Raw genomic sequence first — 10,673 nt, forward strand, 5'->3', positions numbered from 1 at the left:
GGCTCGCCGGCGCGGGCTCAGCGTTCCGGCGGGCGGAAGGCCGCGAAGGGGTCGGTCACCCGCAGATCGGAGATCGTGAAGCGGTGCAGCGCAGCAGGTCTGCCGCCGGACGGGCCCGGTGCGGCTGTCGTGCCGGTGGGCGCGAGCATGCCGCGCCGGGTGAGCACCCGCTGCAGGTTGGTCGGGTCCACATCGTGCCCGAGGGCCGCGGAGTAGATGCGGCGCAGCTCGGCGACGGTGAACTCGGCCGGCGCCAGGGCGAAGGCGATGTTGGTATAGGAGAGCTTGGCGCGCAGCCGGTCCGCCGCCCGGCCGACGATCGCTCCGTGGTCCAGCGCGGTGTCCGGCAGCCGGGACACCGGGTGCCAGGCGGTGTCCGGCGGCAGCACCGGGTCGGCGTCCAGCGGGACCAGGCCGAGGAAGCCGGTGGCCACCACCCGGGCGTCCGGCACCCGGTCCGGGTCGGAGAACACGCCGATCTGCTCGAGATGGGCGACCCGGGTGAGATCGACCTTGGCCGCCAGCTGCCGGGCGGCGGAGGAGTCGACGTCCTCGTCCGGCAGCACCGTCCCGCCGGGCAGCGCCCAGCGGCCGGCGTCCGGGTCCAGCGCCCGCTGCCACAGCAGCACGTGCACCTCCGGCACGCCGCCGGGCGCGGCGACCGGGGCCCGGACGGTGAACACGGCGGCCAGCACCTCGACCGATGTGTCGGCCGGATGACCACCGGATGACGACCTGCTACGATGGGGCATGTTTTCGATCCTAAGTCGAAAACCTCGGGGACGCCACCGCCAGGCGAGCGCCCACCCAGCGATCGGAGCGAGTCATGACCAGTGCCATCACCACAGACCTGAGCTCTCGCGAGGGTTGGACCCGATGGGCCGAACGCATCCATGCCCTGGCGGAGGAGCGCGACGCGGTCATCCTCGCGCACAACTACCAGCTGCCGGAGATCCAGGACGTCGCGCACCACGTCGGTGACTCGCTCGCGCTGTCCCGGGTCGCCGCCACCGCCACGCAGTCGACGATCATCTTCTGCGGCGTGCACTTCATGGCCGAGACGGCCAAGATCCTGTCGCCCGACAAGCGGGTGCTGATCCCGGACGCCGCCGCCGGCTGCTCGCTGGCCGACTCGCTGACCGCGGAGGAACTGCGCACCTGGAAGGCCGAGAACCCCGGCGCGATGGTGGTGTCGTACGTCAACACCACCGCCGCGGTGAAGGCCGAGACGGACATCTGCTGCACCAGCTCCAACGCCGTCGAGGTGGTGGCCTCGATCCCGGCCGACACCCCCGTGCTGTTCGGCCCGGACCAGTTCCTCGGTGCCCACGTGCGCCGGATGCTGGGCCGGGACAACATCCAGGTCTGGGGCGGCGAGTGCCACGTGCACGCCGGCATCAACGGTGACCAGCTGCGCGCCCAGGCCGAGGGCCACCCGGACGCCGAGCTGTACATCCACCCGGAGTGTGGCTGCGCCACCAGCGCGCTGTACCTGGCCGGCGCGGGCGCCGTGCCGGAGGATCGGGTGAAGATCCTGTCCACCGGCGACATGGTGACCGCCGCCGCGCGGTCCACCTCGCGGCAGGTGCTGGTCGCCACCGAGATCGGCATGATCCACCAGTTGCGGCGTGCCGCACCGGGTGTCGAGTTCCTGCCGGTCAACGAGCGGGCGTCCTGCAAGTACATGAAGATGATCACCCCGGAGAAGCTGGAGCGCTCGCTCCTGGAATTGCGCGACGAGGTCGACGTCGATCCGGAGACGGCGGCGAAGGCCCGCGGCGCGGTGCAGCGGATGATCGAGATCGGCAATCCCGGAGGCGGGGAGTGACCGCCGGCCGGGTGCCGGTGGCCTGGGAGGCCACCACGGACGTGGTGGTGGTCGGCACCGGTGTGGCAGGGCTGACCGCCGCGCTGGACCTCACCGCGGCCGGCCGGTCGGTGCTGCTGCTGACCAAGGGCGCCCCGGAGGAGGCCGGGACCCAGTGGGCGCAGGGCGGTGTCGCGGTCGTCACCGACGAGCGCGACCCGGGCGACAGCATCGGCGCGCACATCGAGGACACCCTGGTCGCCGGCGGTGGCCTGAGTGATCCGGCCGCCGTGGCGATGGTCATCGAGCAGGGACCGGCGGCGATCCGCCGGCTGCGGGCCCGTGGTGCGACGTTCGACGCCGGGCCGGACGGTCTGCTGCGCACCCGGGAGGGCGGCCACTCCGCCCGCCGGGTCATCCACGCCGGCGGTGACGCCACCGGGGCGGAGATCGAGCGCGCGCTGCTGGCCGCCGGCGGCCTGCCGACGGTGCTGGCCGACCACGTGGTCCTGGACGTGCTGCGCCGGGCCGACGGCCGGGCCTGCGGGGTCAGCGTGCTCGGTCCGGACGGCACCGTCGGCGCGGTCCGTGCCGGCTCGGTGGTGCTGGCCACCGGCGGCGCCGGGCACCTCTACGCCGTCACCACCAACCCGTCGGTGGCCACCGGCGACGGCCTCGCGGTGGCGCTGCGGGCCGGCGCGGCGCTGGCCGACGTCGAGTTCTTCCAGTTCCACCCGACCGTGCTGTGGAGCGGCGGGGCCGATCGCGGTCACCGTCCGCTGGTCACCGAGGCGGTGCGCGGCGAGGGTGCGGTGCTGATCGACGGTGCCGGCGCCCGGGTGATGACCGGGGTGCACCCGATGGAGGACCTCGCCCCGCGGGACGTGGTCTCGCTGGCCGTCACCCGCCGGCTGGCCCAGGCGCCCGGTGGCATCGACGACCACGTCTTCCTGGACGCCACCCGGATCCCGGCGGCCACCTTCCGCCGCCGCTTCCCGACCGTGTACGCCGCCTGCCTGGCATCCGGGGTGGATCCGACCGCCCAGCCGATCCCGGTGGCGCCGGCCGCGCACTACCACTGCGGTGGCGTGCTCACCGATCTCGACGGCCGCACGACCGTCCCCGGCCTGTTTGCCGTCGGCGAGGTGGCCCGGACCGGGCTGCACGGTGCCAACCGGCTCGCCTCCAACTCCCTGCTGGAGGGCCTGGTCCTGGGGGAGCGGGCGGCGGCGGCCATCGGCCGGGACCCCGCGGGGTCGCCGACCCCGGACGAGAACGACGGGACGGTGCCGGCGCCGACCCTGGTCGACCCGGCCGACCGCGGCCTGCGCCAGCTGGTGATGAGCGCGCGGGCCGGGATCGGCCGGGACGCCGACGGTCTCGGGCTGGCCACGGCGACCGTGCTGGGCGACCCGACCGGCGACGGCACCGTGCCGGCGGGCCTTGCGGCGACCCGGGAGACGGTCGAGGCGGCGAACCTGCGGATGGCATCGGCGGCGCTGCTCGCCGCGGCGGCGGCCCGGGAGGAGAGCCGCGGCTGCCACGTGCGCACCGACTTCCCCGAGCGCAGCGATGCCTGGTCCACCTCGGTGCTGGTCGAGCTGGGTGGGGCCGGGCTCGTCACCCGGGCGAGAGCCGTGCGGCAGCAGGAGGTCCCGGCATGAGCGCCCCGGCACTGGACCGCCCGGTCGCTGATCCGGCGGCCTTCTCCGCGGCCACCGCAGCAGCGCTGCTGGCCGCGGGGCTGGACGCCGCCGCGGTCGCCGCGGTGATCGACCGGGCCCTGGCGGAGGACTTCGCCGACGGGCCCGACGTGACCACCACCGCGACGGTGCCGGCCGGCACCCGCGGCCGGGCGTCGATCACCCCGCGGGTACCCGGCGTGCTGGCGGGCGCCCCGGTGGCACTGGCCGCCCTGGACGCGGTGCTCGGCGACACGCTGGTCGTCGAGTCGGTGGCCGCCGACGGCTCCGTGCTGCGCCCCGGGGTCCCGGCGCTGGTGGTGTCCGGCCCGGTGCCGGCGCTGCTGTCCGCGGAGCGGACCGCGCTCAACCTGATCGGGCACCTGTCCGGGATCGCCACCGCCACCCGGACCTGGGTGGATGCGGTGGCGGGCACCGGCACCCGCATCCGGGACACCCGCAAGACACTGCCCGGGCTGCGCGCCCTGGAGAAGTACGCGGTCCGCTGCGGCGGCGGGGTCAACCACCGGATGAGCCTCGGCGACGCAGCGCTGATCAAGGACAACCACGTGGAGGCCGCCGGTTCGGTGACCGCCGCGGTGGCCGCGGTGCGCGCGCTGCGGCCGGACATCACCCTCGAGGTCGAGGTGGACACCCCGGACCAGCTGACCGAGGCGCTGGCCGTCGGCGCGGAACTGATCCTGCTGGACAACTTCTCCGTCGCCGACACCGCGGCCGCGGTGCGACTGGTGCGGTCCGGTCATCCCGGGGTCCGGCTGGAATCGTCCGGCGGGCTGACCCTGGACGTGGCGGCCGACTACGCCCGGACCGGCGTCGACTTCCTGGCCGTCGGCGGGCTGACGCACTCGGCGGCGGTCCTCGATCTCGGGATGGACCTGCAGAAGTTCTGATCCCACTGTGCCGGTGATCCCACGTGTGGATCACCGGAGGGTGCGGTTGGATCAGGGCATGGCACTCCCGTCCGGCCGCTCTGGTTCCACCGCCGCGCCCGCCCCGTTGACGGTGGCCGCCGCGCAGCTGCACTCGCACGGCGGCGACGTCGCCGCTGCGGTGGCCGAGCACCGGGAACTGCTGGCCGCCGCCGCCGACCGCGGCGCGCAGCTGGTGGTCTTCCCGGAGCTGTCGCTGACCGGCTACGAGCCGGAGATCATCGACCTGCACCGGATCCGGGTGGACGCCGACCACCCGGCGCTGGCGCCGCTGGTCGCCGACTGCACCGCGGCGCGACTGCACGCGTTCGTCGGGGCGCCGGTGTCCGGGCCGGACGGGGCCGCGGGCCTGCCGCAGATCGGCGTGCTGCACATCGACCCGCAGGGCCGGGTCGGCCACGCCTACTCCAAGCAGCACCTCACCCCGATGGAACTGGGCCTGTTCGGCACCGGCGGCCCGGCCGGCCGGATCACGATCGGCGGACACCGGCTCGCGCTGTCGGTGTGCGCCGACGCGGCCGACGAGCGCCACCCGGCCGCCGCCGCGCACGCCGGCGCCGAGGCGTACCTGGTCGGCGCGCTGTTCCTGATCGGCGCGGAGTCGCGGCTGGAGTCCCAGATGACCACCGCCGCCCGGCTCGGCCTGTGGACGGTGCTGGCCCAGTACTGCGGCGGCACCGGCGGCGGCCCGGCCTGCGGCGGCAGCGGGATCTGGGCCCCGGGAGGTGAGCCGGTGGAACGGCTGGCCGGGGCAGCCGGGGTGGCCGTCGCCACCATCGGCTGAGCCCTTCGGGGGCTCGAGCGGTCACCGTGGCGGAACCGGGTGTGCGGGCGTCCTAGGCTGGTGTCCGGATCGCGGGGCCGAGTGCTGCCCGGCGACGCCCGCGCGTGCGGCCGGTGGTCGCCCCGCGGAAGCCGGAACGAAGGAGAGAACTGGATGCTGCGCCGGATCGACCTGCGGCAGGGCCTGGGATCGCTGAACGGGCTGCTGCCCCGTGCCGCGGCGGACGTCGCCTCGGTGATCGACCAGGTCGAACCGCTGGTCTCCGATGTCCGGCGGCGCGGGGCGCAGGCGGTGCTGGACGCCACCGAGAAGTTCGACGGCGTCCGCCCGGCCACCCTGCGGGTGCCGCAGCAGGTCATCGACGACGCCGTCGCCGGGCTGGCCCCGGAGGTCAGGGCCGCGCTGGACGAGGCCATCACCCGGGTCCGGGTCGGTCACCGGGCGCAGATCCCCACCGAGCGGGTCACCCAGATCGTCCCCGGCGGCATCGTCACCCAGCGCTGGGTGCCGGTCGGCCGGGTCGGCCTGTACGTGCCGGGCGGGCTCGCGGTGTACCCGTCCAGCGTCGTGATGAACGTGGTGCCGGCCCAGGTGGCCGGGGTCCGCGGCATCGCCGTCACCTCCCCGCCGCAGCAGGCCACCGGCTGGCCGGACCCGACCGTGCTGGCCGCGTGCGGACTGCTCGGCGTCACCGAGGTCTACGCCGCGGGCGGCGCCCAGGCGATCGCCATGCTGGGCTACGGCACGGTCGACACCGACGGCACCTCGATCCGGCCGGTCGACGTCATCACCGGCCCGGGCAACGTCTACGTCACCGCCGCGAAGCGGCTGATGCGCGGGATCGTGTCCATCGACGCCGAGGCCGGGCCGACCGAGATCGCGGTGCTCGCCGACGAGAAGGCCGATCCCGAGCACGTCGCCGCCGACCTGGTGTCCCAGGCCGAGCACGACCCGATGGCCGCGTCGGTGCTGATCACCACCTCCAAGGCGCTGGCCGACGCGGTGGAGGACGCCGTCATCAACCGGGTCGTCCGCACCCGGCACCGGGACCGGGTGACCGCGGCGCTGACCGGTCAGCAGTCGGCGATCGTCGTCTGCGCCAACCTGGAGGACGCGATCAAGGTCGCCGACGCCTACGCCGCCGAACACCTGGAGATCCAGACCGCGGACGCCCCCGTGGTCGCCCGCCGGATCCGCAACGCCGGCGCGATCTTCGTCGGCCGCTGGTCGCCGGTGTCCCTCGGCGACTACGCCGCCGGGTCCAACCACGTGCTGCCGACGGCCGGCTGCGCCCGGTTCTCCTCCGGTCTGGCGACCACCACCTTCCTCAAGCAGATGCAGGTGGTGGAGTACTCGAAGGAGGCCCTGGCGGCGGTGGCCCCGCACGTGCTGGCGCTCTCCGCCGCCGAGGACCTCCCGGCCCACGGCGAGGCCGTGTCCGCCCGGTTCCCGGACGGTGTGCGATGACCATCGGTGCGGGCGCGAAGCTGTCCGACCTGCCGCTGCGCGAGGACCTGGTCGGGCGCAGCCCCTACGGCGCGCCGCAGCTGGCGGTGCCGGTGCAGATCAACACCAACGAGAACCCGTTCCCGCCGTCGGAGGCGCTGGTCGCCGACCTTGCGGCGTCGGTGGCCGCGGCCGCGGTGGGCCTGAACCGCTACCCGGACCGGGACGCGGTGCAGCTGCGCCGTGAGCTCGCCGGCTACCTGGCGCGGGTCAGCGGGGTGCCGCTGCTGGCCGAGAACGTCTGGGCCGCCAACGGTTCCAACGAGATCCTGCAGCAACTGCTGCAGGCCTTCGGCGGTCCGGGGCGGACGGCCGTCGGCTTCGAGCCGTCCTACTCGATGCACCCGATCATCTCCACCGGCACCCGGACCACCTGGCTGCCCGCGCCGCGGCTGGCCGACTTCTCGGTCGACGTCCCGGCGGCCCTGCAGGTGATCCGCGAGCACGACCCGGACGTGCTGTTCGTGACCAGCCCGAACAACCCCACCGGCGGGTCGCTGGAGCTGTCGGACATCCGCGAGCTGGTCGGCGCCGCCCGCGGCATCGTGGTGGTGGACGAGGCCTACGCCGAGTTCTCCGAGCGGCCCAGCGCGATCGCGCTGATCGACGAGTTCCCGGCGCAGGTCGTGGTGGTGCGCACCATGTCCAAGGCGTTCGCCTTCGCCGGTGGCCGGCTCGGCTACCTGGCCGCCTCGCCGGCAATGATCGACGCGCTGCTGCTGGTCCGGCTGCCCTACCACCTGTCGGTGCTGACCCAGGCGGCGGCGATCGCCGCGCTGCGGCACGGCGACGACACCCTGGGTTCGGTGGCCCGGCTGGTCGGCGAGCGCAAGCGGGTGGCCGCCGAACTGACCCGGATGGGCCTGACCGTGGTGCCCTCGGATGCCAACTTCGTGCTGTTCGGGGTGTTCGACGACGCCCCGGCCACCTGGCAGCGCTACCTGGACGAGGGTGTGCTGCTGCGCGACGTGGGAATTCCCGGGTACCTGCGTGCGACCATCGGTACGGAGTCGGACAACGACCGGTTCCTGCAGGTGAGCCGTTCCGTCCTCGGGGCCGCCCGGGGATCTGTCGAGAAGGTCTGAGAGAGAAGCGATGTCGACGCAGAGCAGCAGGCGTGCCCGGATCGAGCGGACCACCAGCGAGTCGTCCGTGCTGGTCGACCTGGACCTGGACGGCACCGGCCAGGTGGAGATCTCCACCGGCGTACGGTTCTACGACCACATGCTCACGGCGTTCGGCGTGCACGGTGCCTTCGACCTGACCGTCCGGTCCACCGGTGACGTCGACATCGACGCCCACCACACGGTGGAGGACACCGCGATCGTGCTGGGCCAGGCACTGGGTCAGGCGCTGGGTGACAAGAAGGGCATCCGCCGGTTCGGCGACGCCTTCGTCCCGATGGACGAGACCCTCGCGCACGCCGCCGTCGACCTGTCCGGGCGCCCGTACTCGGTGCACACCGGCGAGCCGGAGAACATCCTCGGCTTCACCGTCGGGAACAACTACCCGGTGGTGCTGAACCGGCACGTCTTCGACTCGTTGTCCTTCCATGCCCGGATCAACCTGCACGTCCGGGTGCTGTACGGCCGGGACCCGCACCACATCTGCGAGGCGCAGTACAAGGCGATCGCCCGCGCGATCCGCGCCGCGGTGGAACCGGACACCCGCCTCACCGGGGTGCCGTCGACCAAGGGTGTGCTGTGAACTGGCTGCCCATCGCGCTGATCGCGCTCGGCGGGTTCCTGATCGGCGGCGTGGTGTCGCTGTGGCGGGCCGATGCCCGGCCGCCGGCGGTGTTGTGCGGGGTCTTCGCCGCCGCCGCCATCGCCGGAGGCATCCTGTGGATGCTGTGAACGTCGTCGTCCTCGACTACGGCTCCGGCAACCTGGCCTCGGCGGAGCGGGCACTGCGCCGCACCGGCGCGCAGGTCGAGGTCACGTCCGACTTCGACAAGGCCCTGGCCGCCGACGGTCTCGTCGTCCCCGGGGTCGGCGCGTACGCCGCGTGCATGGCCGGACTGACCGCGGTGCGCGGCGACCGGATCATCGGCCGGCGGCTGGCCGGGTCCCGGCCGGTGCTGGGCATCTGCGTCGGCATGCAGATCCTGTTCGCCGAGGGCGTCGAGCACGGCGAGCGCACCGAGGGGGTCGGCGAGTGGCCGGGCACCGTGGAGCGACTGCAGGCCCCGATCGTGCCGCACATGGGCTGGAACACCCTGCAGCCGGGCGAGAAGAGCGTGCTGTTCGACGGTCTCGACCCGGACACCCGCTTCTACTTCGTCCACTCCTACGGCGTGCGCCGCTGGGAGCTGGAGGTGCACGAGCCGTTCACCCCGCCCAGCGTGACCTGGGCCGAGCACGGCGGGGACCGGTTCGTCGCAGCGGTGGAGAACGGCCCGCTGTCCGCGACCCAGTTCCACCCGGAGAAGTCCGGTGACGCCGGTGCCGAGGTGCTGTCCCGCTGGGTCGCCTCGCTCCGCTGAGCCCGTCGCTGTTGCACTGCCGATCGAGGAGTGTTCGTTTGCCTGTCGAGACACGGGATCTCACCGGGACCGTGGTGCTGGTGACCGGCGCCGGCGCCGGGATCGGCGCCGCGATCACCACCCTGCTGCTGGAGGCCGGCGCCCGGGTGGTGCTGGTGGATCGTGACCCGGCCGCCGCGGCGGCGGTCGCCGCGACCTGGCCCGCCGACCAGGTGCTGGTGCAGCAGGCCGACGTCCGGGTGGCCGCGGACCTGGACCGCGCCGTCGACGCGGCGGTGGCCAGGTGGGGGCGGTTCGACTCCGCGGTGTGCAACGCCGGGATCGGCGCCTTCGGCGGGATACTCGACGTCGCCGACGAGATGCTGGACGCCATCGTCGATGTCAACCTGATGGGCACCGTGCGGACGGTGCGCGCAGCGGTCCGGCACTTCGACACCCGGCCCGGTGGCGGTGATCTGGTGATCGTCGCGTCGGTGGCCGGCCTGGGCAGTGCCGGCGGCAACGAGAGCGTCTACGCCGCCGCCAAGCACGGTCAGGTCGGGCTGGCGATCTCCCTGGACCGGGAGCTGCGGCACCGCGGGATCCGGGTCAGCACCATCGCCCCGGCCGCGGTCAACACCGGGTTCGCCGACGGGCTCGGCCGGGTCGCCGGCGACCCGGTGAAGGACACCTTCCTGCTGCCGTCCGACGTCGCCGGCGCCGTGGTCACCGTGCTGGCCCAGCCCCGCCGGGTGCGGACCGCGCTGTGGACGCTGTGGTCGATGGACGAGACCCCCGCCTCCTGAACCCCTCCCCGCGCGAGGATCATCTTCGCCTGCGCGTACGAAGGTGGCGACAACCGTCCCACCCGTCCCAAAGACGGCAACTTCCTACGCGTCGGCGAAGTTGATCCTCGCGCCGGGAGGGGGGGTCAGGAGGCGGAGACGGCGCGGAGGACGCACTGGGTCCCGGCGGGCGGCTCGAACTTCTGGGCGGCCTGCCACGACTTCTTCGCGCCCGGCTCGACCTTCACCGTGGTCTCGGCGGAATCGACGACCCGCGAGTACTTGTCGGTGAAGAAGACCAGGATCGTGTAGTCGGCGGCGGACCGGCCGGGGTTGGCGGCGGTGCCCAGCGCGCGCCACCCCCCGTCCGTCTTCCCGCAGCCGGTGAGCAGCACCGAGAGCCGGAGCTCCGGGGTGTCGTCGATGTCCTTGTCCGCCGGGATCTCGTGCTGCGCGGTGACCGGCGGGATCGGGGTCACCTTGCTGCTCGAGGTCGCATCGCTGCCGCCGGTCGTCGTCGAGGACGACGACGTGGGCGTGGTGGTCCCGGATCCCCCTGACGACGATGCGGTCGTCAGGGGGGTCGGGGCCGGGCCGGCGGTGCTGGTGGTGCAGGCGGTCAGGACGGCCGCGGCGGCGAGGCCGAGGGCGGCGATCAACGGTCGGGAAGCCGACATGCGGTGCTGCTCCTTGTC

The 10,673-nt window shown here is 73.8% G+C and carries 12 protein-coding genes; 10 read left to right on the forward strand and 2 right to left on the reverse strand.

Annotated elements, in window-relative coordinates:
- Positions 1–17: 17 nt before the first annotated feature.
- Entirely contained in the window at positions 18–752 is a 735-nt protein-coding gene (locus GIS00_RS22140; protein WP_154770657.1) for an NUDIX hydrolase, read from the reverse strand.
- A gap of 74 nt (positions 753–826) precedes the next feature.
- On the opposite strand from GIS00_RS22140, the gene nadA reads away from it, so the two are divergent.
- The 10 genes from nadA to GIS00_RS22185 all read left to right on the forward strand — a co-directional run bounded on the left by nadA (position 827) and on the right by GIS00_RS22185 (position 9,999).
- Entirely contained in the window at positions 827–1,828 is a 1,002-nt protein-coding gene (nadA, locus tag GIS00_RS22145) for a quinolinate synthase NadA (protein ID WP_154770658.1), read from the forward strand.
- Positions 1,825–3,471 carry an L-aspartate oxidase gene (locus tag GIS00_RS22150; RefSeq protein WP_322098296.1) on the forward strand — a complete coding sequence of 549 codons (1,647 nt, stop codon included), beginning with the start codon at positions 1,825–1,827 and terminating at the stop codon, positions 3,469–3,471. The genes nadA and GIS00_RS22150 overlap by 4 nt, the downstream gene beginning before the upstream one ends.
- On the forward strand, positions 3,468–4,400 hold the full coding sequence (gene nadC, locus GIS00_RS22155) for a carboxylating nicotinate-nucleotide diphosphorylase (RefSeq protein ID WP_154770659.1): 933 nt from the start codon (positions 3,468–3,470) through the stop codon (positions 4,398–4,400). The genes GIS00_RS22150 and nadC overlap by 4 nt, the downstream gene beginning before the upstream one ends.
- A 58-nt stretch (positions 4,401–4,458) precedes the next feature.
- Positions 4,459–5,223 (forward strand): carbon-nitrogen hydrolase family protein, encoded by a 765-nt coding sequence (locus GIS00_RS22160; protein ID WP_154770660.1) that lies wholly within the window; start codon positions 4,459–4,461, stop codon positions 5,221–5,223.
- 153 nt (positions 5,224–5,376) lie between these two features.
- Complete coding sequence (gene hisD / locus GIS00_RS22165) at positions 5,377–6,690, forward strand: histidinol dehydrogenase (RefSeq protein WP_154770661.1); 1,314 nt, start codon at positions 5,377–5,379, stop codon at positions 6,688–6,690.
- Positions 6,687–7,814 (forward strand): histidinol-phosphate transaminase, encoded by a 1,128-nt coding sequence (locus GIS00_RS22170; protein WP_154770662.1) that lies wholly within the window; start codon positions 6,687–6,689, stop codon positions 7,812–7,814. Before hisD ends, GIS00_RS22170 begins: the two co-directional genes overlap by 4 nt.
- A gap of 10 nt (positions 7,815–7,824) precedes the next feature.
- Positions 7,825–8,436: an imidazoleglycerol-phosphate dehydratase HisB gene (gene hisB / locus GIS00_RS22175; RefSeq protein ID WP_154770663.1), complete on the forward strand. Its 612-nt coding sequence runs from the start codon at positions 7,825–7,827 to the stop codon at positions 8,434–8,436.
- Positions 8,433–8,585 (forward strand): hypothetical protein, encoded by a 153-nt coding sequence (locus GIS00_RS28005; RefSeq protein WP_230314066.1) that lies wholly within the window; start codon positions 8,433–8,435, stop codon positions 8,583–8,585. Before hisB ends, GIS00_RS28005 begins: the two co-directional genes overlap by 4 nt.
- The gene (hisH, locus tag GIS00_RS22180) at positions 8,582–9,214 is read left to right on the forward strand and encodes an imidazole glycerol phosphate synthase subunit HisH (protein WP_407666909.1); all 633 of its coding nucleotides are present in this window, start codon (positions 8,582–8,584) and stop codon (positions 9,212–9,214) included. The genes GIS00_RS28005 and hisH overlap by 4 nt, the downstream gene beginning before the upstream one ends.
- A 38-nt stretch (positions 9,215–9,252) precedes the next feature.
- On the forward strand, positions 9,253–9,999 hold the full coding sequence (locus GIS00_RS22185; RefSeq protein ID WP_154770664.1) for an SDR family oxidoreductase: 747 nt from the start codon (positions 9,253–9,255) through the stop codon (positions 9,997–9,999).
- A 125-nt stretch (positions 10,000–10,124) separates the two neighbouring features.
- Here GIS00_RS22185 and GIS00_RS22190 read toward each other — a convergent pair whose 3' ends face one another.
- The gene (locus GIS00_RS22190; protein ID WP_154770665.1) at positions 10,125–10,655 is read right to left on the reverse strand and encodes a hypothetical protein; all 531 of its coding nucleotides are present in this window, start codon (positions 10,653–10,655) and stop codon (positions 10,125–10,127) included.
- Positions 10,656–10,673: the final 18 nt, after the last annotated feature.

Source organism: Nakamurella alba (assembly GCF_009707545.1).
In the GTDB taxonomy this organism is placed as follows: domain Bacteria; phylum Actinomycetota; class Actinomycetes; order Mycobacteriales; family Nakamurellaceae; genus Nakamurella; species Nakamurella alba.

Excerpts from the sequence above, each read along its gene's own strand:
- GIS00_RS22140 (WP_154770657.1), bottom strand. The coding sequence starts at position 752 with ATGCCCCATCGTAGCAGGTCGTCATCCGGTGGTCATCCGGCCGACACA.
- nadA (WP_154770658.1), top strand. The coding sequence starts at position 827 with ATGACCAGTGCCATCACCACAGACCTGAGCTCTCGCGAGGGTTGGACC.
- nadC (WP_154770659.1), top strand. The coding sequence starts at position 3,468 with ATGAGCGCCCCGGCACTGGACCGCCCGGTCGCTGATCCGGCGGCCTTC.
- GIS00_RS22160 (WP_154770660.1), top strand. The coding sequence starts at position 4,459 with ATGGCACTCCCGTCCGGCCGCTCTGGTTCCACCGCCGCGCCCGCCCCG.
- hisD (WP_154770661.1), top strand. The coding sequence starts at position 5,377 with ATGCTGCGCCGGATCGACCTGCGGCAGGGCCTGGGATCGCTGAACGGG.
- GIS00_RS22170 (WP_154770662.1), top strand. The coding sequence starts at position 6,687 with ATGACCATCGGTGCGGGCGCGAAGCTGTCCGACCTGCCGCTGCGCGAG.
- hisB (WP_154770663.1), top strand. The coding sequence starts at position 7,825 with ATGTCGACGCAGAGCAGCAGGCGTGCCCGGATCGAGCGGACCACCAGC.
- GIS00_RS22190 (WP_154770665.1), bottom strand. The coding sequence starts at position 10,655 with ATGTCGGCTTCCCGACCGTTGATCGCCGCCCTCGGCCTCGCCGCCGCG.